Below are 23,001 nucleotides of genomic sequence, written 5' to 3'. Positions count from 1 at the left end.
ATGGCTGATGGCAATCTCATCATTTCATCCGCTAGTGGTAAAAGGCCTGGCGGGGCGCTGTTCATAACATCTCCGCGTCCACTGAGCCTCCGCGTGAAACCCAAGCTTCTTCGCGCCGTCGCGGCTTCGCGCGAACCCTATCACCCGTCGTTGGTCCGCAAATCCTCGATCCGGGCGCGTTCATTCTCCGGAATGAAGCCCTCCAGCACCGTCCAGAAGCCCGTCACCGCCTGCTGCCCCGCGCGCGCATAGGCCTTGGACAGTTTTTCGCGCAGCGCATCGAACAACTCGGCCTCCATCGCCGCCCCCGTCGGGGTCAGCCGGAGCAGCCTTTGCCGCCGGTCACGATCTCCGGGGCGCGTCTCGATCAGGTCGCGGCTCGCCAGTTCGTTGAGCACGCGGCCCAGCGACTGTTTGGTGATCGCCAGCAGCGACAACAGCTCGCTGACCGTCATGTCGGGCTTGCGGGCCATGAAATACAGGGCACGGTGATGGGCACGGCCCAACCCCTGCGCGGCGAGACCGCGATCGATCGAGCGCACGAGATGGCTATTGCCGAAATACAGCAATTCCATACCCCTGCGGAGTTCTGGCTCGCGGAGAAATTGTGCCGATGCGGACTGGTTAGAGGCAGCCATGTTGACCCGTCTACTCACACGCCCTAGGCCACGGCAACCCAAAACAGAGAGTTGACCATGGAAGCGCCCCAAGCCCTTACGTTTCGGTTCGATCCTTCTGCGACTCCGGTCGCGGCGAGCGAGCGGGCGGCACGGCTGGTCGATCCGGGTTTCGGCCGGGTCTTCACCGATCACATGGCGCTGATCCGCTACAGCGACGACAAGGGCTGGCACGACGCGCAAATCACCGCGCGCGCTCCGCTCAGCGTCGATCCGGCCGCGTCGGTCCTGCACTATGCCCAGGAAATCTTCGAGGGCATGAAGGCCTATCGCCTGGCGGACGGCGGCACCGCGCTCTTCCGGCCCGAGGCGAATGCCCGCCGCTTCCAGGATTCGGCGCGGCGCATGGCGATGCCCGAACTGCCCGAGAACCTCTTCCTGGAATCGGTCGAGCGGCTGGTCGAGATCGAGCGCGACTGGATCCCCGAACAGGATGGCGGCGCGCTGTACCTGCGCCCCTTCATGTTCGCCAGCGAGGTGTTCCTGGGCGTGAAGCCCTCGGCCGAATATCTCTACATGGTCATCGCCTCGTCGGTCGGCGCCTATTTCAAGGGCGGCGCGCCCGCCGTGTCGATCTGGGTCAGCCAGGGCTACACGCGGGCTGCCCCCGGCGGAACGGGCGCGGCCAAGTGCGGCGGCAACTACGCTGCCAGCCTGCTGGCCCAGAAGGAAGCGATCGCGAATGGTTGCGACCAGGTGGTCTTCCTCGACGCGGTCGAGCGCCGCTGGGTCGAGGAACTGGGCGGAATGAACGTCTTCTTCGTGTTCGACGACGGCTCGCTGGTGACGCCGCCGCTGACCGGCACGATCCTGCCCGGCATCACCCGCGATTCGATCCTGACCATCGCGCGTGCGCAGGGGCTGACGGTGCGTGAGGAGCCCTATGCCATCGACCAGTGGCGCGCCGACGCCGCCAGCGGCCGCCTGGTCGAGGCTTTCGCCTGCGGCACCGCCGCCGTCGTCACCCCGATCGGCAGCGTCGCCGAGCCTGCGGGCCGCTTCACCATCGGCAGCGGCGGCCCCGGCCAGCTGACCACGCGCCTTCGCGAACAACTGGTCGCGATCCAGCGCGGCCAGGCCCCCGACCCCCATGGCTGGATGCATCGTCTGGGCTGATCTTTCGTTGGAATAAGGGCTTTTCAAGAACGGCGCGCCCGGTATAAGGCGCGCCTCTCCACTGGGGCGTCGCCAAGCGGTAAGGCAACGGTTTTTGGTACCGTCATACGCAGGTTCGAATCCTGCCGCCCCAGCCATCTGCCTGAAATTTCAGCCAATTGGCTGCTAAGTGTTTGAAGATGCTGGCTGACTATCAGGGTCGGCCGTTGGCACCTGCACAATTGTGCATCGGATTGTGCCAATGCGCTGGCCGGGAAGGCCGCGGTTTTGGACTGTCTTCAACATGTTTAACGGCGCGGGCACATTTTCTGGTGGCGCCGGATTCGCCGTTTCTTGGATAATGGCACCCTAGATGTCCGGCTCTCGCTGCAGACCACCGACCGGAAGGCAGCGCGCAACATGGGGGCGGCGCTCACGGCGGTGACGCCGAGGATGCTGGAGATGCTCGACAGGCGGGCCAAGCAGAAGACCGGTATCAAGGAGCAGGAACTCCAGGCGATCGCCAAGGCGATGTACGATGAGCAGCTGGCGGAGGTTTGCAGGTGATGCAATCGGCGCGGCACATGGTGTCGGACGAGCTGAAGGATCAGGAGGTGTTCCTCGAATTCCGCAACGATCGTCTCTGGCACCGTGGCAAGGGCGGCGAGGGCGAGACGCGCTACCCCGCAGCGGCCTCGCTCCAGAAGCTGACGTAGGTGGTCGAGAAGATCCCCGTGGTGACGGGGCATCTCCCGGATCAGCGCAAGATCAACCTCCTGCCGGTGGGATTGCGTAAACCACGGCCGACACGGAGCAAGGATCGCGACAGGGAGGAAACAGGCGCCTGACCCCGTCTCTTCGCCCATCGCGCCTGGAAGGGGTCAGGCCGGACAGACCGCTGCCGTTTGCCGGCGCTGAACGAACAGCAGGATTACCAGCGCCAGGGCCGCCATGCCTGCACCGGCGATCGCGACGGCGGGCAAGCCTAGTCCCGCGCCGATCACCCCTCCGCCGAGCGCCGCGCCGATCGCGTTGCCAAGGTTGAACGCGCCGATGTTCATCGCCGAGGCAAGGTTCGGCGCATCGGCGGCCGCCACCATGACCCGCATTTGTAGCGGCGGTACGATGGCGAAGCTGGCGATGCCCCAGATGAGGATGGCGGCGGCGGCAGCCCATGGCCATTGCATGACGCCCGCGAACACGATCAGCACGGCCGCGAGGACGGCGAAGCTGCCGATCAGCGTCCGCTCGATCGACCGATCGGCAAGGCGACCGCCGAGTGTGTTCCCGATCGTCAGCCCGATCCCGTACAGCACCAGCATCGCCGTCACGAACCCGGTCGAGGCATGGGTTTCCTCATGCAGGATCGGGACGATGTAGGTGAAGACGGTGAACATCGCGCTGGCACCAACCACGGTCAGCGCCAGCGCCGCCAGCACCGGTCCGCGCGTGAGGACGCGGAGTTCCGCCGCCATGTCGCCCTCCGTCGATGCCGGGAGCGAGGGCAGGGCAAAGCGCAGCGCCATGATCGCCCCGGCACCGACGCCGGCAATGCCCGCGAACGCCGTGCGCCAGCCCAGCACCTCACCGGCCCACGTCGCGAGCGGCACGCCGCCGATCGTCGCCACCGTCAGCCCGGTGAACATCGCGGCGACCGCGCCCGCGCGCCGGTCGGGCGGCACGAGGCTGGCGGCGACCACCGAGCCGACACCGAAAAACGCGCCGTGATTGAACGAGGTGACGATCCGTGCCGCCATCAGCATCCAATAGCCGTCCGCGATCGCGGACAGTGCGTTGCCGATCGTGAAGATGGCCATCAGCCCGATCAGCAGCGTTCGCCGGTTCACGCTGCCGGTCGTCAGCGTCATCAGCGGCGCGCCGATCAGGACGCCCATCGCATAGGCGCTGACCAGCAGCCCCGCCGCCGGGATCGAGACGCCCAGATCGGATGCGATGCCTGGCAGCATGCCCATCGGCGCGAACTCGGTCACACCGATGCCGAACGCGCCCATGGCGAGCGCGAGAAGGGGGAAATTCAGTTTCATCGAATGGCTCCCTTTCGTCAGACGAGTGGCGGGTTCAGGCGGGCAAAGCCCTCCTGCTGCACGTACGGGGTGTGCGGGTACGGCGGCAGCACGGCGCTCGCCGCATCCAGCGCGGTCATCTGCTCCGCCGTCAGCGACCAGCCGACCGCGCCGAGATTGTCGCGCAACTGCGCTTCGTTGCGCGCGCCGACGAAGACCGACGCGACGGTCGGCCGCTGCAACAACCAGTTGATCGCGATCTGCGGCACGCTCTTGCCCGTCTCGGCGGCGATCGCCTCCAGCGCATCGATCACGCAATAGAGATGCTCGACCTCGACCGGGGGCGCGAACCGTTCGGTGTCATGCAGGCGGCTGCCCGCGGGGATCGGACGATCGCGCCCGATCCTGCCGGTCAACCCGCCCCAGCCAAGCGGGCTCCAGACCAGCGCGCCGACACCCTGGTCGTGGCCGAGCGGCATCAGGTTCGCCTCATAGGCGCGACCGATCAGCGAATAGTACACCTGATGAGCGACAAGCCGGGGCCAACCGTGCCGATCCGCCAGGCCCTGCGCCTTCATCAACTGCCAGCCGGGATAGTTGGAGACGCCGGCATAGCGCACCTTGCCCGACGCGATCAGCCTGTCGAGCGTTGCCATCAGCTCCTCGGTCGGCGTGGAGGCGTCGAAGGCGTGGAGTTGGAGCAGGTCGATATGGTCGGTGCCGAGCCGGCGCAGCGATGCCTCGACCGCGCCGATCAGCCGGGCGCGGGAGACGCCCCAGTCCTGCGGTCCGTCGCCGATCGGCAGGCCGGTCTTGGTCGACAGCAGCACCGCGTCGCGCCGCCCCTTGATCGCCGCGCCCAGCACCTCCTCCGAGGCGCCGTTGGAATAGACGTCGGCAGTGTCGAATAGCGTGACCCCGGCATCGAGGCAGATGTCGACCAGCCGCCGCGCCTCGGCCGCATCGTTTTGTCCCCATGCGCCGAACAGCGGCCCGGTGCCGCCGAATGTGCCGGTGCCGAACGACAGCGCGGGTACCCGGAGTCCCGATGCGCCCAGTTGCCGATATTCCATTTGCCGCCCTTCCGTGTTTTCCATCAGGTGCATAGATGGCGGGACGGTTGCCGGCGCATAACCCGGCGGAAATGCGAAGGAGCTGTGCGTTGGATGCAAAGCTGATCGGGGGCACCGACCGAGCGCGTTCACTGGCGCTGTTCACTGCGGTGGTGGAGCAGGGGAGTTTTTCCGCCGCGGGCCGAGCGGTTGGCCTGACCGCTTCGGCGGTCGCGCGTGCGATTGACCGGATCGAGGTACGGTTGGGCGTGCGGCTGTTGCTGCGCTCGACCCGCATGTTGACGTTGACCGCCGAGGGCCAAGCCTATCTGCAAACCGCGCGGCGGATCCTGTCAGACCTCGACGACGCCGAGCAGCAGATCGCCGATCAGGGCGCGCCGCGCGGTCGGCTGCGGGTCAGCGCGGCGCTGTCGCATGGGCGGTTGTGCGTGGTGCCGCTGCTGAAGGAGTTCGCGCGCCTCTATCCGCATATCCTGATCGACATCGCGCTGACCGACACGCTCGTCGACGTGGCCGGAGGCCAAGCCGATGTGGCGATCCGGTTCGGGCCGCTGGCGGACAGTAGTCTGACCGCGCGCAAGCTGGGTGAGAGTCGGCGGGTGATCGTCGCCGCACCGGATTATCTCGCCTGTCACGGGGTGCCGGTGGTGCCGGAGGATCTTCACGGCCATAACTGCCTGAACTTCAATTTCCGCCGGGCGGAGCCGAGCTGGCCGTTCCGCCGCGACGGTAGGGATATGACGCTGACCGTGAAGGGCAATATTGAGGCGAACAACGGCGAGACGCTGGGGCAACTTGCCGCCGCTGGCGTCGGCATCACCCGTGTCGGCCGGTTCAGTGTGGTGGATGCGATCGCAGAGGGGCGGCTGGTGCCGCTCCTGGAAGACTATAATCCCGGCGACGTCGAGCTGATCCATGCGGTATTCGTGGGCGGCTCGACCGTGCCGGCGCGTGTCAGGGCCTTTGTCGACTTCCTCGCCGACCGGCTGGCGCATTGACGGCGGATCCATGGCGCGCTCGCCGGTATGGCGACGGAAAGCATCTTCTGCTATCAGCATCGCTGTCCAGCGATTCACGAAAGGAGGGCGACCATGACCGATCAGATCACGCCCGTCCGCGGGATTCAGCACATCGGCGGCCTGTTCCGCCACTGACCTGCGCGGCTTTCCCCGATAGCCGTTCCCCCCATCGCTGACACAAGGGCCGCGCCGGCTGGTGCGGTGACGTTTCCATGACCGACGACGACGAAGACCTGTTCCCTCGCGCCTCCGTGCTGCGCAAGGTTCTCTCCTTCACCTTCCGCCTGTGGCGCCGGACGCCGCTGCTGGCGGCCGCCTGTGCCATCGCGATGCTGTTGTCGACGCTGACCGAGGTGTTCGTGCCGCTCTATGCCGGCCGGATGATCGACGCCGTTGGTGGCGGTGATTCCGGTGCGGCGTGGCTGGCGTTCGGCGTCATCACCCTGCTGGGGGCGGCCATGGTGGTGTTCCGCCATCTCGGCTGGTGGGCGATCACGCCGCTGACGCTCGGCATGATGCGCGACGTGACGCAGGAGGCGTTCGCGCGTGTCCAGCGGCTGTCGTCCGACTGGCATGCCAACGCCTTTTCCGGGTCGACCGTGCGGCGGATCACGCGCGGCATGTGGGCGCTCGATACGCTCAATGACGTGCTGCTTCTCTCGCTGTTGCCGTCGCTGACGGTGCTGCTCGGGACGGTGGTCCTGCTGGCCGCGCACTGGCCTTTGCTCGGGTCGGTGATGGGGGTCGGGGCGCTTGCCTATATCGTGCTGACCGTCGGCCTGGCGACGCGCGTGCTCGCCCCGATCGCGCGGCTGTCGAACCAGTGGGACACGAAGCTGGGCGGCGTGCTGGCCGATGCGATCGGCACGAACGCGGTGGTGAAGGCATTCGGCGGCGAAGCGCAGGAGGAAGCGCTGCTCAAGCGCACCGTCGCCAAGTGGCACCGGCGTACGCGCCGGACCTGGATGGCGTTCACCTGGGCGGGGTCCGGCCAACTCGCGCTGCTGTGGCTCATCCGCATCGTCGCCACCGGCGCGGCGTTGTGGCTGTGGTCGCGGGGGCAGGCGAGCGCGGGGGACATGGCCTATGTCATCACCAGCTATCTGGTGCTCAACGGCTATCTTCGCGACATTGGGCAATATGTCCATCAGCTCCAGCGCTCGGTGAACGAGATGGAGGAACTGGTCGCGCTCCACGACGAGCCACTGGGTGTCGCCGATCGCCCTGACGCCCGACCGATCGCGATCGAGGCGGGCGCGATCCGGTTCGAGGACGTGACCTTCCGCTATGCCGGGCAGGATCGCCCGCTCTACGAGCATCTGAGCGTCACGATCCCGGCCGGGCAGCGTGTCGGTCTGGTGGGACCGTCGGGATCGGGCAAGACCAGCTTCGTGAAGCTGATCCAGCGGCTCTACGACGTCGATGCCGGCCGGGTGACGATCGACGGGCAGGACGTGGCGCTGACGACGCAACGGTCGCTTCGCCAGCAGGTCGCGATCGTGCCGCAGGAACCGGTACTGTTCCACCGCACCCTGGCCGAGAATATCGGCTATGGCCGCCCCGAGGCCAGCCAGGACGAGATCGAGCAGGCCGCGCGGCTTGCCAATGCCCATGACTTCATCATGGCGCTGCCCAAGGGCTATCGTACGCTGGTCGGCGAGCGGGGGGTGAAGCTGTCGGGCGGTGAGCGCCAGCGCGTGGCGATCGCGCGCGCGTTCCTGGCGGATGCTCCGATCCTGATCCTCGACGAGGCGACGTCCAGCCTCGATTCCGAAAGCGAGGCGGCGATCCAGCAGGCGATGGAGCGGCTGATGGTCGGCCGCACCGCCATCGTCATCGCGCATCGGCTTTCGACCGTCCGGGCGCTGGACCGCATTCTGGTGTTCTCGGCGGGGCGGATCGTGGAGGACGGAACGCATGATGATCTGCTGACCGTCGAGGGTGGCCATTATCGTCGGCTGTTCGAGCGGCAGGCGGGGTCGACGACGCCGGAAATTGCCTAATCGGGATCGACTACAACATCGGCCGTAGCGTGAACCGCGTGATCTCGGACGGCACGCCCAACCGGACCGCGAAGCCCGGCCACAGGCCGGTGCCGTTGCTGACGTAGAGCGTCATGCCGCCGATGTCGTACCGTCCCGACACGAACCCGGCATTGGCCCGTGCGACGATCCGGTCGAGCCCGGCGATCATGCCGCCATGGGTGTGTCCGGACAGTTGAAGCGAGACGCCACGTGCGGCGGCATCGCGTGCCTTTCCGGGTTGATGGTCGAGGAGGAGGATCGGCGCGTTGGCGGGCGCACCTCTCAGCGCGAGGGCAAGGTCCGGCCCGGGCTCGCCGACGCTCGGTGCCGACAGGTCGGTGACACCGGCGACGATCAACTGGTCGCCGCCGCGTTCGATCACCGCATGCGCGTTGGGCAACATGCGGAAACCCATGCCCGAGAGCTGCCGCATCCAGGCGCCGTAATCGAAGAAATATTCGTGGTTGCCCGGGATTGCGTAGACCCCGTTCGGCGCATGCAGCTGCTGCAGAGGCGCTATGTCATGGCGACGCATTTCGACCGAGCCGTCGATGAAGTCGCCGGTCACCACGATCAGGTCCGTGCCGGACGCATTGGTGCGATCGACGACGGCCTGCGCCCAATCGGACGTGAAGAGGCGGCTGATATGAAGGTCGGTAAGTTGAACGACCCGATATCCGTCGAAGGATGGCGGAAGGTCGCGGATCGCCACCGTCACGTCCTTGATCGGCGGAACGCGCAGCGCGTTGGCGACCCCGATCCCGGCCAGCACCGCGGCCAAGCTGGCAATGGTATAGCGCAACGCGTTCGGTTCCCGGATCACCTCCCGCCGCACCAGCATGGTGAGCAGCGCCCCCAGGTCGATCACCAGTTGCAATACGGCGAGCAGGACCAGCGCGCCGAACGCCCAGTTGAAGACGATCACGACCAGACGCGGGAACTCGGGCGCGAAGACCGAACCCGACGACAGTCGGCTCCAAAAATGGAACTGCGACGCCGCGAGCATCAGTATGCCTGCGGGGATCTTGGCCCAGAGCGGCAGCGGCAAGGGCCAGAGCCAGCGTGTTAGGACGATCAGCGCCGGTACGGCAAACACGACATTGAAGATGGCACGGGCTCCGGCTTTTTCAGGCAATGTCACCTGTAAACGAGGCGCACGCCGTACGTGTCCACCACAGGCCACGAGGAAAGGAGCTTGGATATGATTTCGGCGCGGCCCGCCGTCGCAACAACAGCGGCGCGCGTAGAAATCACATGGCCTCGGTCATCACCGCGAGGGACGGGCGAGTATGGGGTTCAGACGTTCGCGTCATACTCGCCCGAATTTCAGCGTTCCCCTCTACCGAGGGTAGCCGAGGATTGATTTCAAGCCGTTACACCGCCGTCGACGTTTAGCGTCGTGCCGGTGATGTAGCTCGCATCCGGCCCGGCGAGGAAGGCGACCGCGCCCGCGATCTCCTCGACCTTGCCGTAGCGGCCAAGCGGGATCGCCTGCAGCACCTGCCCGGCAAATTCGCTGTCGGCGGGATTCATGTCGGTGTCGATCGGCCCCGGCTGCAGGGTGTTGACCAGTATGTTGCGCGGGGCAAGGTCCTTGGCCCAGCCGCGTGCCAGCGCCGCCACGGCGGCCTTGGTCGCGCTGTAGACCGTAGTCGCGGGAAAAGCCATTTCGCCCGAGATGCTGCCGATCAGGATGATCCGGCCGCCGTCGCGAAGGTGCGGCAGCGCTGCGCGGGTGCCGACGTGCAGGCCCTTGACGTTGACGCCGAACTGACGGTCGTACGTCTCGTCAGTGTCCTCGGTGACGGTCGAGAATTCCGCCACACCGGCATTGTGGACCAGAATGTCGATCCCGCCCAGAGCGGCGGCGGCCTGTTCGACGCCCGCCCGCTGCGAGGCGGGAACGGCGGCGTTTGCCTGGAAGGCGAAGGCGGTGCCGCCCGCGCTCTCGATCGCTGACACGGTAGCGTCGGCGGCGGCTTTGTTGCCGGCATAGGTAATTGCCACAGTCGCGCCATCCGCCGCCAGCCGCTTGGCGATGGCCGAGCCGATGCCGCGCGATCCGCCGGTGACGAGCGCTGTCCTGCCCTGAATCGACATAGATATTCTCCGAAAATGCTGGCCCGCGATCACGCCGTCGTGCGCTGTCGGCAGGCGGTAAATGGGATGACGCTACAACAGTTCAAGAATGCCGAACTATTAAAATAGAATTGGTGCCCTATATCGATTATATGGCCCGCTTCACTCACCCCCGGCTGGAGGACGTTCCACTCGATCTGGCGCTGCACGCGCTGGCCGATCCCAACCGGCTGACCATGGTGGCGCGGCTCGCCGAGACCGAGCGGCTGAGCTGCACCGATGCCGCGCCGTGCGAGTCCATTCCGAAGAGCACGCTCTCCAACCATCTGAAGCTGCTGCGCGCGGCGGGGCTGATCGAGACGACGCAAGCCGGGCGTGAAATGATCAACACACTGCGCCGCGCCGAATTCGACCAGCGGTTTCCGGGGCTACTCGACGCGGTGCTCGCCAACCAACCGGCCTGATTACCGGCCGATCGCGTCGAGTTCGGCCACCACGTCTTCGGGCAGCGTCAGCGAGGCTGCGGCGATGTTCTCGTGGAGGTGCGCGACCGACGAGGTGCCGGGGATCAGCAGGATGTTGGGCGATCGCTGAAGCAGCCATGCCAGCGCCACCTGCATCGGCGTTGCCTCAAGCCGCGCCGCGACGTCGGACAATGTCGCCGACTGAAGCGGGCTGAACCCGCCGAGCGGGAAGAAGGGCACATAGGCGACGCCCTCCGCCGCCAGCGCATTGATAAACCCGTCGTCGTCGCGGTGGGCGAGGTTGTATTGGTTCGCCACTCGGACGGAACTCGACCTTCGGCGCCTTGCCGCCATCGAGGCGGCGGTGGCGGCATTGGGCGATGAGGATCTGCTCGACTTCGCCGACATCTTCGCCCGAGGTGATCCGACGCCGCTGCGTGCCATGGCGGAGGAACAGATGCGCCGACGCGGTATCAGCCTGTGAGGAAAATGCCGTCTCGCTTCCGGCGGCTCGATGGCGCGCTGGCGGAACTTCCGGTCGAAGAACCGATGCTGCTCTCCGAGCTCGACGGTTTCCTAACCGGGCTTATCGTCTGTCCCGAACCGATCCCCGTCGATGAATGGATGACGGTGATATGGGGCGTCGAGGGCGATGGCGTCCCACCCTTCGAGGACCCGCTCGACGTACAATGGTTCGTCAAGGCGGTCGCGGCGCGGCGCGACGAGATTGCGCGCGACCTGTCTCGCGGCAGGTTGCAGCCGATCCTCGACGTCGATGAGCGGGATGGCGAGGTTCTGTGGGAATATTGGGTCGACGGCTTTTCCGATGCGATCGCGTTACGCCCGGAGGCGTGGGACGCAGCGGCCGCCGATACCGAATGGGCCGATCCATGGCACCGCCTTCTGGCGCTGATCGCGATCGCGCGCGACGAGAGCGATCTCGACAGCGTCGAGGTCAACGCCTTCCAGGATCGTGCGGTGGTCGAACTGACGGACATGGTCCAGCGCCTCTATGCGGCCCGTGCGGGTGTCGGCGATGCGAAGGCGACTGTTGTCGTGAAGGCGAAGACGGGCCGCAACGATCCATGCCCTTGCGGATCGGGAAAGAAGCACAAGCATTGCTGCGCCTGACCTGATCCGCCGCCCCGGCGGGCGGACCTTTCCGATCTTCGCCGCACCAGATCGACCAGGTGCTGCGCCTCCGCGACAGGGTGGGGGCGCACGGTCACCCCACCAAACAACTGCTCGATTATCCAGTGGAATGGATCCCGGATAACTGAGCCATATGTCGGCCCGACAACCGCACCGGGGATTTGCCTGGTCAGGGACGGCGGCGCGGTGCAATTTCGTGGTCGGATGAAGACGTCATCTATCTCCGACGCGACGCCTCTCGACCTTGGGCTGTCTCAACCCCGTGGACTTCGAGCGCCAAAGCGCAGGTAGCTTGTCTTCGTGTCCGCGAGACCGGCAGCAGCTCACCGGCCGGCGGATCACCGTCGCGATCTGGCAAATCACCCCCGCTCTAATAGGTCACGGTTACGACGACGGTGTCGGTATAGAGGCCGGGGGCGGGCGTCGGTTGCATGGGCACCCGCCCATGGATCGCCAGCGCCTGGGCGAGGCCGGTGCCCGAGGCCTGGACTCCGCTGTCCCAGCTCGATGAGAAGGCGGGGTCGCGGAACAGGCCATAGGTGATGAAGCTGCCTGATGGTCCCCGCATCCGGCGGTCGCCCGATGCATCGGCATTGCGCCCGGCGTCGAGCCGCAGGGCATAGGGCGTCTGGCTGGTGCAGGTCAGGGTCAGGCCGCTTTGCGCCGTGACCGCCTGTGCCAGCACGCCGGTCGTCGGAAAGGTCAGCGCGGTGGCCGCGACCGTACAGCCCTTGGCGGGGGAGGCCGTCACCTCGAAGGTCGGACGGACGGAGGCGGTGCCCGCAAAGCCGGTGCAGTTGGTGCTGGTGCCCAGCAGTTCGGCCCCATAGCTGAACAGCGTGGCGTTGCCGATGAAGCTGGAGCGATAGGCCCCCGGCACCGTCGTCCCCTGGCCGCCGAACAGTCGCGCATAGAGCGTGCGCGTTGCCGAACCGGCCCCGTTCAACAGGTTGGAGATGATGATCGCGGGCACCGTGCCCAATACCGGATTGTCCAGCGATCCCCAGGCGATCGATCGCGCCGCGTCCTGATAGAGCTGATACCGCAGCGATCCTGCGGTGCCCGTCATCAACCGGCCGGAGCCGTCCGTGCCGCCGCTGCCCGCGCCGATGCCGGAACAGACCTTGACGACGCTGAGCAGCGGGATGCTGGTGCAGGTGATCGTGACCGTCCCCGTCACATCGACCGGACCACTGGTCAGCAGCGAGGGGCTGCCGAAATCGATCGACGACACCGTGGCCGAACAGGTCTGCGCCTGTGCCGGGGCAGGCATTACCAGACAGGCGATAGCGGCAAACAGCAGGAGGATCAGCCGGGTCATGGGGCCGTGCTCGCCATGGGCATACAGACGGCCCGGATGCGGACCTGCTCTCCGGGTTGCGCTGCGAAGGGAAAACGCGCGCGGCAGCGGCGGCCATCGGGATCGGTGACGATCGCCTCGTTCCGCGCCCCGAGCGAATAGAGGAACGCGGCCCCGTCATAGCCCACCACATCCGGGGGTAGCCCGGCCCGTTCGATCCCCGAGCCCAGCGGCAGCGGCCACCCCTCGCCATCGATGAACTCGACCAGCGCCGTATCGGTTTCACGCGCAACGCCGAACGCGACGAGCGCGGGCACGCGGGTAAAGGCCACCGCCTCGGCATGGGTCGAGGCGATGCGTGCGTCGACCGGCAGCGAGGAGGGGTCGATCGAGATCGCGCTTGGCTCGAACGGGGCGATGTCGGGGACCAGCAGCCTGCCCGACGCGCCGGTGGTGCCGACCAGCCGGTTCTCGCGGTACACCCGCACGCCGCTCGCGCCCGCATCGGCCACCGCAAAGGACTGGTCGAGCCGCCGCGCCGCATAGAGGTCGCCACCGATCAACGCGACCGCGCCCTCCGCCTGCAAGGTCCCGGAGAGGTTGCCGCCCGCATAGAGGCCGGTCGCCTCGAACTGCGCGAAGCCGGTGGTATGGCGGACGATGGCATGGGCCGCCCGTTCGCGGCCATCGGCGACGCGCACCGACCAGCCCCAGGAGCCGGGTTCGTGCGCGCCCTGGCGCGACATCTCGGCATAGCCCGATACGCGCCCCTCCGACACCGTCGCGCCGGTCGTCACCGAGGCGCGTCGCCCGAAGGGCAGGCTGGCCCCGACGAACAGGCCGAAGCTGCGGTCGCCGCTCAGGTCCGCAACGGCGTTGGCGAACAGCGACAGACGCCCGACATTGGCGGTCGAGGACAGGCTGGCCAGCCGATAGCGGTCTCCCGCCGCCGTCCTGGAGTTGACCAGGCTGGCCCCGACCGAGGCCGAGGTCGCGGCGATGGGCAGCGATAAGGAGATCTGGTCGACCTCGCGCGGCGCCCCGAAGATCCGTCGGTCGCCCGCCAGGATCGGGCCGAAGGACGATGTGCGCGAGGCGAGATCCTCATAACGACCGATCGTCCGCATCGAACGGATCAGCACCGAAAAGCCGGAACGGCGCGTCTCGAAGGCGATATCGACCAGCCCGCCGGTGCGACCCCCGGCCTGGCTGACCGCCCCGGCGAGCGACAGCAAGGCCTGGTCCCGCAACGTCACGACGCCGCCTGCGCCCAGCTGGACAAGGCCCGCGCCCAGTTCGGCATGCCCCTGCAGCGTCAGCCGATCGGTCATGCCGCGGCGCACCGAGGCGGAGGCGACCAACCGCCGATCATAGTCGTTCGACAGGATCGCATAGCTGCGCCGCGCAAAGCCGATCTCGGCGCTGAAATCGGTCAGCCCCTCCGCCAGCAATTGGGGCGAGGCATAGAAGGGCGCGGTCTGCACGGTTTCCCGCCCCAGCGCATCGCGGATGACGACGGTGGCGACGCCCGCACCCTGCACGACCGGCGGGTGCATGACGGCATAGGGACCCTGGGGCACATCGGCCGACAGGGTGCGAACCCGGTCGATGAACAGGTCGAGCGTCGAGGGGGTGGCGGCGCTGCCCAGCAGTCGAGGGACCGGCATGGTGACGAGGTCGGGGCGCATGCCGAAAGACCGCTGGATCTGAAGGCCCGCCATGCGGATCGGGCGGGTCCAGGCATGGCCGCCATTGATCGTGTCGCCCATGCGCAGCGTCACCAGCCGCGCCGGGTCCTCATAGCTGTAGGTCGTGGCCAGCCGGGTGAAGCGCGGCCCATCCGACAACAGGCCGACCGCGCTGCTCTCGAACAGGCCGAACGCACCGAACACGCGCGTCCCGAACGCGCCCGATGCGCCGGTAAAGCGTGGACCGACCGCACTCCGGTCCCCGCTGGCGAACAGCGTATAGTCCAGCACCGCGCCGAAGGGTGGCCGGTCGGGCGTCCGGCCGGAACGGTCGCCGCGCCCGCCGTCGATCAACGTCGGGTTCTGTACGGTCGGCCCCGCGGCCAGCCACATGATCTGGCGTATCTGTTCATAGCGGTAGCGCAGCCCGGAAATGCGCTCCAGCGGGACGTCGCCCGCCACCGCATCCGGCGGGACCTTGACCCCCAGCGTCCGCAACTGGGCGACGGGTGCGGTGAAACTGCCGTCTGCGCGTTGCGTGAACGACGCGACATAGCCGGTGGGCTTGTCGTTCAGATAGACCTCGAGCTGAAGCGCCTGATCCTGGCGGCTGGGGTCGACATCGACCCCGACACGAAGGCTGTCGCTGTCCTGCGCACCGGCCGTCTGCGCGCAGGCCAGCATGGCCAGGATGATCCAGGCCAGCTCACCGGCGCGGTTGGGTCGCAAGGGAGACCTCGATCGGGCCGCCATCGGAAACGGCCCGCATCCGCAGGTCGGTGCCGCCGGGCAGGGCGGTGCCGGGGTTCAGCGGAATGCGAAGGTCGGACCCGGCCAGCACATAACCGACCAGTCCCGACCGGGCGAGAAGCTGCTGGCTGCCCGCGATCAGCTGAAGGTCGGCGATGCGCAGGCGCCGGTTGCCCTTGTTGCGCCCGACCAGCGCCGCGCCGCCGCCCGACCGGTCGATCCGCCATTCCACATCGGGCATCCGGCGCGGGATGTCGGAGAAGAAGGCGGGGATCGACTGACGCACCACCAGATTGACGGTGCCCGGCTGTGCGCGGGTCGGTTCGGGCACTTCGTCGATCAGGACGCGATACGCTTCCTCGCCGACCGGTGCGGCCTTGGCCGTGCGGACGACGCGGATCAGATATTGCTGCTGCGGGGCCAGCGTGGAGAAGGGCGGGCTGGCGACCACGTCATTGGTGGGGGTCAGGACATCGGCTCCGTCGCGCGACGTCCACTTCATCACGCGGACCTGGATACGCACGGGCCGCTGCTCGGCATTGCTGAGCGTCAGCGAGGTCGTGCGGGCGCCCGGCAGCGGGTCGATGGCGACCGGTGCGACCCGGATGTCCGAGGCATGGCCGATCGCCGGGATCGTCAGCACCATCGCCCCCGTCGCCGCAAGCGCCCGCTTCATGGACGGCATCATCAGTATGTCACCGTGACCTGAACGGTGTCGGTATAGCTGCCCGCCGCCGGGGTGGTCTGGGCCGGGACGCGGCCATAGACCGTCAGCGACTGCACCGCGCCATTGCCGATCCCGGCCAGCGTGTCGGTGCCCGGGGTATTGCCCCAGATCTGCGACCGGGCGGGATCGCGGAACAGCTCATAGACCACCGTGGCCCCCGCGCCCGAGGTCAACCGCCGCGCCGCCACCGTCGCCCCCGTGCCCGCCCCGGCATTCAGGCCGATATTATAGGGTGTGGTGTTGGTACACTGGACGCCGATCGTGCTGGTCGAGGTGATCGCGGCTTGGATCACGCCGGTATTGCCGAAGGCCAGGTCGCTGGCCGAGGTCAGGCGGCATTCGGCCTGGATCGTCATCGATACCTGGAACTGCGTGCTCTGCTGCGCGGCGGCGGGATCGGCGATCAGGACGCAGCCCAGTGCCGCGATGCCGATATGTGCGAGATAGGGTTTCACGATATTGTGCCTCCAAATCACGTCTCATCAAAAGGCTGAAGTCCTTATCAAGCTGCTAAAGCTGCGGAATCGGACGAGAATCTTGGGATGCGGTCTTGATGACGGCGGCCTGTGCCTTGGCGCGCCGAACGTGCTAGGGCGCGGTCCATGTCGAAAACCCAAATTCAGGCCGGCAGCGTGACCGTCGACGGCGTCACCTATGACTGGCACCTCCAGCGCGAACCCCATCTGTCGGACGATGAAGGCTGGAAGGGCATGACCATCGCGCTTTCCGAACAGGGCGCCGGGCGCGAGGCGCATATGGAGTTCCCCGCCCCGAAGCGGCTGCTCAAGGGTTTGCCGCGCGGGCGGCTCCAGCTCGACGACCCGACGATCACGCGTTGCGTGCGCTCCGCCCTGGCGGCGGGCTGGGACCCGATGTCGCGCGGGCGGCCGGTGGTCTTCACGGTCGACGCGGAAGGGAATTGAGGCTGGATTTCCCTCTATTCCTCCCCCTGCAAGGGGGGGAAGGGGGGACTCAGGCCGGGCCGATCAGATCGAACGCCGCAATGGCCATGGTCCGGCCGTTGACGAGCAGTTCGACCTCATGGCGACCAGGATGGTGGCGGCGCGTGCTGAAATCGCGAAGGACCTGCCGGATGCCCAGCGTGGCCGAGGCCGATCCGGCAAGGTCGAAGGTCTTGAGCTTGAAGACCTTGGCCGCCGTCTTGCCTGCGCCCCGCGCATAATGGAGTCGATAATCGACGACGAGGCGCTGGTCGGCTCGGGTCAGGGATGACAGCTCCGCCGCGAGCGTGACAGCCTCGCCCAGCTTGACGGTCGCGGGTTCGACGGTGAAACGGTCGACCCGCACCGCCGCCCCATGCGCGACCCCGATCAGCGTCAGCGCGCGCGGATCGCCCTTTTTGATCAGCGTGCGTAAGCCATGGCGGATGATCCAGCCGGTATGCGGCGTATCCCGGTCCCAGCCTTGCAGATGATCGACCAGCCAGTCCGCACGATCCTTGCCGATATCGTTCAGATGGTTGGCGACCGACTTGCGGACATAGAGGCTGGGATCGTTCCGCAACGCCTCGAGGATCGGGGCGGCCAGGGTCGGATCGCCCCGCAGCGCCGGAACGCGTGACGCCCAGGGCAGGCGCGGGCGGCTGCCCTCGCTGGCGAGGCGACGGACATGCTCGTTCGGGTCGGTGGTCCAGCGGAGCATCTGCGCCAACGTCCGCTCGGGGTCGGCGGCGAGGAACGGGCGGATGGCGAACTCCGCCGAGCCGAACCGGGTCAGGTCGGCCAGCGCCGCCAGCGACCGATCGAAATGGTCCAAGCCCTGTCTGGCGACGAACTCAGTGACGGCCATGGCCTGGAAGCTGTGGGTCAGCTGCGGCGCGATGGCCCGGACGATATTGAGCGCGGTCGCATAGTCGGTCGGCAAGGCCCCATGGAGCGCGTCGGCGAGATGGCGCACCCGCTCCATGATCGACAACCCTTCCAGCCCGTCCAGCGCCGCATCGAGAAAGCCCGCGCGGTCGAAGACGGGCGACGCCGCCGCACTCGCATCGGCGATGATCGTCACCGCCACGCTGCCCAGAATGTCCTTCATCAGGGGATAGATTCTTGCGTCGCTCATGATGGTCGGTCGTCCGCCCCGAATATCGCTGGTGGCGACCATTACCGCATGGACGCGACATCGTGTGCGCAAAATGCCGTCATCAAACCGCCGCGGGCACGGAACGCCGCTGCCACGGCCTGCCGATAGTCGCACCTTCGCCGCCTGAGCGCAGGCCGTGCCGGATACGGGCGCGGGCAGCGACGTGATCGTCACCGGCACCCGTGAGCGGGGCCGGACCCAGTTCGATACGCCAGCGCAGTTGCTGCTCGACCGGCATCGTATTTTCACCGTCCGTCGCACCGGACCGGCCGGGGGAGTGTGCATCCGCGTCACGCCCGCGCTGTTCACGTCGATGGCGGAGGTCGACCGGCTGGCCGCTGCCTTGCCCGATCTCGTGGCAGCCTGCTGATCCGTCGAGTCCAGGTTTGGAAAAGGTCGGTCGGCCTTCTGCCCGAGTTGCCCGTCATGCCGTTCGGGCCGATGACGATTGACGACGCTGGCAGGCCCGCCGGTTTCGCGACATAGCGAACGCCATGTCCTTCCCCCGACTCTCGCCATCCTGGTTTCGCCACCGGGTCCGATCCAGCGAAGCCAGCCTCGTCCTGCTCGCCATCGCGATCGGTGCGGCGGCGGGGCTGCTCAGCGTGGCGCAAGGGGCGATTGCGCGGGGATTGCAGCGGCTGCTGTTCACGCTGGAGGTGGATCAGCGCTTGAGTGCCAGCACGATCATCCCGGCCTGGGGGCTGCTCGCCCTGCCGCTGGGGGGATTGGTGCTGGTCCTGTTCTCGCGGGTCACGGGTGCGCGCAAGCGGCGGCTGGTCGACGCGGTGGAGGCCAATGCGCTGCATGGCGGGCGCATGTCCTGGTCGGACAGTCTGGTCATTTCGGGCCAGACGATCATCTCGAACGGTTTCGGCGCATCGGTCGGGCTGGAGGCGGCCTATGCGCAATTGGGTGCGGGGTTGGCCTCGATCACCGGCAGCTGGTTGCGGCTGCGGCGCGGCGACTTGCGCGTGCTGGTCGGGGCGGGGACGGGGGCGGCGATCGCGGGGGCGTTCGGCGCGCCGCTGGCCGGGGCCTTCTATGCCTTCGAGATCGTCATCGGCGCCTATACGCCTGCCGCCATCGCGCCGGTCGCCGCCGCCGCGCTGACCGGCGTGCTGGTCGCGCAGATGCTGGGGGCACAGCCCTACCTCGTCAATGCGGTGGCGGGCGAGGCGGTGTTGACCCATCATTACCTCATCTATGCCGGGCTGGGGGCCGTGGCGGCGGCGTTGGGCATCGCGCTGATGCGCGCCGTCGCCGAAATGGAGACGCTGACCCGTCGCCTGCCCATCCCGGCGGCGTGGCGGCCGGTCCTGGGGGGCGTCCTGCTGATCCCGCTCGCCTGGCTGACGCCGCAGGTGCTGTCGGCGGGTCACGGGGCGCTGCATCTCGACCTGGAATATGGCCTGCCGCTCAGCTTCCTCGCCGCCATCTTCATCATGAAGAGCGCGGCGTCGATCGTATCGCTGGGTTTCGGTTTTCGCGGCGGCCTGTTCTTCGCCTCGCTGTTCCTCGGCAGCCTGCTCGGCCATATCTATGCCGACCTGATCGGGTGGGTGGCGGGAGCGCCGGTCGTTGATCCGCAAAATGCCGCGCTGGTCGGCATGGCGGCCTTCGCGGTGGCGGTGGTCGGCGGGCCGATGACCATGGCGATGCTGGTGCTGGAGGCCACGCACGACTTCTCGCTGGCGGGGGCGGCGATCGCGGCCTCGCTGGTCACGACGACGATCGTTCGCGAGACCTTCGGCTATTCCTTCTCGACCTGGCGGCTGCATCTGCGCGGCGAGACGATCAAGAGCGCCCGCGATATCGGCTGGATGCGGACCCTGACGGCGGGCCGCATGATGCGCCGGGTCGAGCGCGCGACGCCCTCGGCATGGACCATCGCCGAGTTTCGCCGCGCCTTTCCGCTGGGGTCGACCAGCCGCGTCGTGCTGGTCGATGAACAGGACCATTATGCCGGGATCGTCCAGACCGCGCGCGCCTATGTCGACGGACTGGACCCGGCCGAGCCGGTCGCGACGCTCGCCATCCACCGTGACCATGCGCTGGCGCCCGAGGCGGATGTGAAGGCGGTCATGCGCGCGCTCGACGCGGCGGGAGCCGACGAAATGGCGGTCGTCGGCCCGGACCGGACGGTGCTGGGCCTGCTGTCCGAACCCTATGTCCGCCGCCGCTATGCCGAGGAGATGGACAAGGCGCAGCGGGCCTTGTTCGGCGAGGACTGACCGCACTTGTTTCATTCCTCCCCTGTAAGATGGGGGGGACCATCCGCAGGATGGTGGAGGGGTGTCACCCTTCTCGATAGCGGGACACCCCCCGTCAGGCCTTCGGCCTGCCACCTCCCCTTGCAGGGGAGGAATGAGCGGCCTCAGCGCATTCCGTCGATATAGCGCGTCACATTCTCCGCCAGCACATTCAGCGGCACGTTGCCGCCATCGACCACGGCCTGGTCGAAATCGCGCAGATCATAGCGCGTCCCGAGCACCCTTTGCGCACGGGTGCGCTGCGACACGATCTCGGCCCGGCCGACCTCATAGCCGCAGGCCTGACCCGGCCAGGAGCAATAGCGGTCCACCTCGCTCTCGGCATTGCTGCGCGGCAGGCCGGTGGCGGCGACGAATTCGGCCAGCGCCTTGTCGCGCGACCAGCCGATCGCGTGGATGCCGGTATCGACGATCAGTCGCACCGCGCGCCAGGCGAGGCCCATCAGATAGCCCAGCCGCCCGGCGGGATCGTCCTGATACATGCCCAATTCGTCGGCGAGCTGTTCGGAATAGAGCGCCCAGCCTTCCGAATAGGCGTTGAACGCCAGGATCGACCGGATCAGCGGCAGCTTCTGCGCATATTCGCCCTGCCAGACATGCCCGGGTATCCCCTCATGATAGACGAGGTCGGGGATGGTCACGCGGTTGTGGATCGACGGATCGCCCAGGTTCACCCAGACCTTGCCCGGCACGCTGCCGTCGATGGTGCCGGGGCCGCCATAGGCCGCGGGTGCGCCCGGCTCCTGCGCCAGCGGCATCCGCCGGATTTCCAGATTCCCGCGCGCCAGCCGACGGAACGCATCGGGCAGGCGCGGGCGGATCGCGTCGATCCGGCCCTGCATATAGGCGACAATCTGCCGCCGCCCTTCGTCGCCATCGGGAAAGCCGATGCCGGGACGCTTCTGATACGCGATGGCACGCTCGGCGACGCTGCCCTGGGTCAGCCCTTCGCTGCGCAGGATGATATCCATCTGCGCCTGGAGATCGGCGAGCCGGGCCTTGCCCATGGCATGCAGCTCGGCTGCGCTGCGCCGTGTGGTCGTCCCGGCGCGAAGGCCCCAGGCATACCATTCCGGCCCGTGCGGGCGGACATTCATGCCGGGCGCCGTGATCGCCACGCCGCGTTGTGCCTGTAGCTCGGCCAGCTGCCGCTCCAGCGCGGGCACGATTGCCGAGCGGACGATCCCGGCGGCGCGGTTGGTCCAGTCGCCGGGGATCGCGGTCGTCTTGCGGGCAAGCGGGCCGATCAGCGGGCCGTCGGCCTTCGCCGCCTCGGCGATGGTGCCGGTCATGCCCCTGATCGTCTTTTCGAGCAGGAAAGACGGCGGCACTAGTCCCTGTTCGCGCGCCTGACGGATGCGCACGGTCTCTCCATCCAGTTGCGCGGGCATGGCGGCAAGGCGGGCGAGATAGGCCTCCGCATCGGCCTGGTCGCGGACCGGCTGGTCGCCGTCGAGCATCTGCGGCACGTCCAGCCACGCGCCGACATTCTGGATGACGGCATAGGGTGTGTTGCGCCAGTCACCGATCGTCGCGACGCCGTAGGGCAGCGCCATGCCGTCCAGCGCGGTCTGGAACGCGCTTTCGACCACGGCAAGGCTGGTCAGCGTGGAGGGATCGAGCCCTGTTCGCGGCACCCGCGCCACCTGCTTCAGGCCATCGGCCAGGAAACGCTGCCGCGCCGCGATACCGGCGGGCGAGCGATCCTCCAGCCTGCGCCGCAGATCGGCATGGGGGCCGGTATCCACGCCCAGCGTCGTCGCCCGCTCGGGCACGAGTTCGAGCAACTGCCACGCCAGCCGATCGAGCAGCGCGCCCGCATCGCGGGCGGGGGCGGCGGCGCTTAAGGAGGCGGTGGCGGAGAGGGCGGTGATCCCGGCCAGGGTTTCGCGACGGGAGAAAAAGCTGGTCATGGCGGTAGGATGACCGGCACGGCGGCACAGGTCAAACGGGGATGCGGCCGCCTTGCAGTTGTAACATAATGTTCATGCCCGTGTCGCTTTTCTGTCTCTCCGCCGCCTTACCGCCGGTCGGGAAAGCAAAAGGGGCAGGCGGTTCATGACGATTTTCGCGCGACTGGTGGGGGCTTCGGCATGGGGCCTGTTACTGGCGGGTACGGCCTCGGCGCAGGAGCCTGCCGTGCCGCAGGGGCTGAAGCTCGACCGGATCGTGCTGCTGATGCGGCACGGTGTCCGCCCACCGACCAAGTCGCCGCCGATGCCCGAGGGCACCGCGAACCAGCCGTGGCCGAATTGGCCGGTCGCGCCGGGCTATCTGACCCCGCACGGGCGCACGGGCGTCGAGCGACTGGGAAGCTATGACCGGCGCGTCTGGACGGCGGCGGGCCTGCTGCCGCGATCGGGTTGCGCCCAACTCCGCATCGTCGCCGATAGCGACGAACGCACGATCCGCACCGCCGAGGCCTATGCCGCCGCGCTCGCGCCCGGCTGTACCGTCGCGATCGATCACAAGCCGCAGGACGTGGCCGACCCGATCTTCTCGCCGATCGACGAGCGGGCGGTGGCGTTCGATGCGGCAAAGGCGCGGGCGCGGCGG

At 67.6% G+C, this 23,001-nt stretch carries 24 protein-coding genes and 1 tRNA gene; 13 read left to right on the top strand and 12 right to left on the bottom strand.

Translation table 11 applies throughout. From position 1 onward, the window contains the following. Positions 1-140: 140 nt before the first annotated feature. Positions 141-638, bottom strand: coding sequence for a MarR family transcriptional regulator (locus BSZ14_RS01125; protein WP_042487794.1), 498 nt, complete (start codon positions 636-638; stop codon positions 141-143). Positions 639-695: 57 nt separating this feature from the next. On the opposite strand from BSZ14_RS01125, the gene BSZ14_RS01120 reads away from it, so the two are divergent. From BSZ14_RS01120 to BSZ14_RS19530, 4 genes are all read left to right on the top strand, one after another. Further along, a complete protein-coding gene (locus BSZ14_RS01120) occupies positions 696-1,793 on the top strand; it encodes a branched-chain amino acid aminotransferase (RefSeq protein ID WP_076709367.1) in 1,098 nt (365 codons plus the stop codon). Positions 1,794-1,855: 62 nt separating this feature from the next. Then, a tRNA-Gln gene (locus BSZ14_RS01115) sits at positions 1,856-1,930 on the top strand. A 196-nt stretch (positions 1,931-2,126) separates the two neighbouring features. Then, entirely contained in the window at positions 2,127-2,339 is a 213-nt protein-coding gene (locus BSZ14_RS19535; RefSeq protein WP_076709366.1) for a hypothetical protein, read from the top strand. Continuing rightward, positions 2,336-2,488 carry a hypothetical protein gene (locus BSZ14_RS19530; protein WP_158069149.1) on the top strand — a complete coding sequence of 51 codons (153 nt, stop codon included), beginning with the start codon at positions 2,336-2,338 and terminating at the stop codon, positions 2,486-2,488. Before BSZ14_RS19535 ends, BSZ14_RS19530 begins: the two co-directional genes overlap by 4 nt. Before the next feature lie 165 nt (positions 2,489-2,653). On the opposite strand, the gene BSZ14_RS01105 is transcribed toward BSZ14_RS19530, so the two are convergent. Together BSZ14_RS01105 and BSZ14_RS01100 are read right to left on the bottom strand one after the other, a co-directional pair. Continuing rightward, a complete protein-coding gene (locus tag BSZ14_RS01105; protein ID WP_076709365.1) occupies positions 2,654-3,817 on the bottom strand; it encodes an MFS transporter in 1,164 nt (387 codons plus the stop codon). A 17-nt stretch (positions 3,818-3,834) separates the two neighbouring features. Continuing rightward, positions 3,835-4,869 (bottom strand): aldo/keto reductase, encoded by a 1,035-nt coding sequence (locus BSZ14_RS01100; protein ID WP_076709488.1) that lies wholly within the window; start codon positions 4,867-4,869, stop codon positions 3,835-3,837. Between the two features lie 89 nt (positions 4,870-4,958). Here BSZ14_RS01100 and BSZ14_RS01095 point away from each other — a divergent pair, with 89 nt between their 5' ends. Then, positions 4,959-5,867 (top strand): LysR family transcriptional regulator, encoded by a 909-nt coding sequence (locus BSZ14_RS01095; protein WP_076709364.1) that lies wholly within the window; start codon positions 4,959-4,961, stop codon positions 5,865-5,867. 233 nt (positions 5,868-6,100) lie between these two features. Further along, complete coding sequence (locus BSZ14_RS01090; protein WP_076709362.1) at positions 6,101-7,891, top strand: ABC transporter ATP-binding protein; 1,791 nt, start codon at positions 6,101-6,103, stop codon at positions 7,889-7,891. 10 nt (positions 7,892-7,901) lie between these two features. On the opposite strand, the gene BSZ14_RS01085 is transcribed toward BSZ14_RS01090, so the two are convergent. Together BSZ14_RS01085 and BSZ14_RS01080 are read right to left on the bottom strand one after the other, a co-directional pair. Beyond that, on the bottom strand, positions 7,902-9,008 hold the full coding sequence (locus BSZ14_RS01085; protein WP_241823591.1) for a metallophosphoesterase: 1,107 nt from the start codon (positions 9,006-9,008) through the stop codon (positions 7,902-7,904). A 269-nt stretch (positions 9,009-9,277) separates the two neighbouring features. Beyond that, positions 9,278-10,012 (bottom strand): SDR family oxidoreductase, encoded by a 735-nt coding sequence (locus tag BSZ14_RS01080; RefSeq protein WP_198930425.1) that lies wholly within the window; start codon positions 10,010-10,012, stop codon positions 9,278-9,280. A 131-nt stretch (positions 10,013-10,143) separates the two neighbouring features. Between BSZ14_RS01080 and BSZ14_RS01075 the strand changes: the two genes are divergently transcribed. After that, the gene (locus tag BSZ14_RS01075; protein ID WP_076709484.1) at positions 10,144-10,455 is read left to right on the top strand and encodes an ArsR/SmtB family transcription factor; all 312 of its coding nucleotides are present in this window, start codon (positions 10,144-10,146) and stop codon (positions 10,453-10,455) included. Here the strand turns inward: BSZ14_RS01075 and BSZ14_RS01070 are convergent, their stop codons facing one another. Continuing rightward, on the bottom strand, positions 10,456-10,773 hold the full coding sequence (locus BSZ14_RS01070) for an aldo/keto reductase (RefSeq protein WP_445190528.1): 318 nt from the start codon (positions 10,771-10,773) through the stop codon (positions 10,456-10,458). Here BSZ14_RS01070 and BSZ14_RS01065 point away from each other — a divergent pair. Continuing rightward, a complete protein-coding gene (locus BSZ14_RS01065) occupies positions 10,757-10,939 on the top strand; it encodes a hypothetical protein (RefSeq protein ID WP_042487991.1) in 183 nt (60 codons plus the stop codon). The two genes, BSZ14_RS01070 and BSZ14_RS01065, sit on opposite strands and share 17 nt — an antisense overlap. A gap of 5 nt (positions 10,940-10,944) precedes the next feature. Then, positions 10,945-11,586, top strand: coding sequence for a UPF0149 family protein (locus BSZ14_RS01060; RefSeq protein WP_241823590.1), 642 nt, complete (start codon positions 10,945-10,947; stop codon positions 11,584-11,586). A gap of 391 nt (positions 11,587-11,977) precedes the next feature. On the opposite strand, the gene BSZ14_RS01055 is transcribed toward BSZ14_RS01060, so the two are convergent. The 4 genes from BSZ14_RS01055 to BSZ14_RS01040 are packed head-to-tail and all read right to left on the bottom strand — an operon-like array spanning position 11,978 to position 16,527. Next, positions 11,978-12,928 (bottom strand): Csu type fimbrial protein, encoded by a 951-nt coding sequence (locus BSZ14_RS01055; RefSeq protein WP_076709358.1) that lies wholly within the window; start codon positions 12,926-12,928, stop codon positions 11,978-11,980. Then, the gene (locus tag BSZ14_RS01050) at positions 12,925-15,324 is read right to left on the bottom strand and encodes a fimbria/pilus outer membrane usher protein (protein WP_076709356.1); all 2,400 of its coding nucleotides are present in this window, start codon (positions 15,322-15,324) and stop codon (positions 12,925-12,927) included. The genes BSZ14_RS01055 and BSZ14_RS01050 overlap by 4 nt, the downstream gene beginning before the upstream one ends. Beyond that, positions 15,302-16,033, bottom strand: a complete 732-nt coding sequence (locus tag BSZ14_RS01045; protein ID WP_083748024.1) for a fimbrial biogenesis chaperone — start codon at positions 16,031-16,033, stop codon at positions 15,302-15,304. Before BSZ14_RS01045 ends, BSZ14_RS01050 begins: the two co-directional genes overlap by 23 nt. Beyond that, positions 16,033-16,527 (bottom strand): Csu type fimbrial protein, encoded by a 495-nt coding sequence (locus BSZ14_RS01040; RefSeq protein ID WP_241823589.1) that lies wholly within the window; start codon positions 16,525-16,527, stop codon positions 16,033-16,035. Before BSZ14_RS01040 ends, BSZ14_RS01045 begins: the two co-directional genes overlap by 1 nt. Positions 16,528-16,674: 147 nt before the next feature. Here BSZ14_RS01040 and BSZ14_RS01035 point away from each other — a divergent pair, with 147 nt between their 5' ends. Further along, positions 16,675-16,995 carry a hypothetical protein gene (locus BSZ14_RS01035; RefSeq protein WP_042487819.1) on the top strand — a complete coding sequence of 107 codons (321 nt, stop codon included), beginning with the start codon at positions 16,675-16,677 and terminating at the stop codon, positions 16,993-16,995. Positions 16,996-17,044: 49 nt separating this feature from the next. Here BSZ14_RS01035 and BSZ14_RS01030 read toward each other — a convergent pair whose 3' ends face one another. Beyond that, positions 17,045-18,151 (bottom strand): DNA alkylation repair protein, encoded by a 1,107-nt coding sequence (locus BSZ14_RS01030; RefSeq protein WP_076709481.1) that lies wholly within the window; start codon positions 18,149-18,151, stop codon positions 17,045-17,047. Between the two features lie 157 nt (positions 18,152-18,308). On the opposite strand from BSZ14_RS01030, the gene BSZ14_RS19950 reads away from it, so the two are divergent. Next, complete coding sequence (locus BSZ14_RS19950; protein WP_076709355.1) at positions 18,309-18,542, top strand: hypothetical protein; 234 nt, start codon at positions 18,309-18,311, stop codon at positions 18,540-18,542. Between the two features lie 124 nt (positions 18,543-18,666). Further along, positions 18,667-20,406, top strand: a complete 1,740-nt coding sequence (locus BSZ14_RS01020) for a chloride channel protein (protein ID WP_076709353.1) — start codon at positions 18,667-18,669, stop codon at positions 20,404-20,406. Between the two features lie 143 nt (positions 20,407-20,549). On the opposite strand, the gene BSZ14_RS01015 is transcribed toward BSZ14_RS01020, so the two are convergent. Next, entirely contained in the window at positions 20,550-22,358 is a 1,809-nt protein-coding gene (locus tag BSZ14_RS01015) for a DUF885 domain-containing protein (RefSeq protein WP_076709352.1), read from the bottom strand. A gap of 145 nt (positions 22,359-22,503) precedes the next feature. On the opposite strand from BSZ14_RS01015, the gene BSZ14_RS01010 reads away from it, so the two are divergent. Continuing rightward, a partial coding sequence (locus BSZ14_RS01010; RefSeq protein ID WP_139330246.1) for a histidine-type phosphatase occupies positions 22,504-23,001 on the top strand: 498 nt, incomplete at its 3' end.

It is taken from the genome of Sphingomonas sp. Sph1(2015) (assembly GCF_001970915.1).
GTDB lineage: Bacteria > Pseudomonadota > Alphaproteobacteria > Sphingomonadales > Sphingomonadaceae > Sphingomonas > Sphingomonas parapaucimobilis.
The sequence above is the reverse complement of the archived record's forward strand: the minus strand, read 5'-3'. Positions and strand labels throughout refer to the sequence as shown.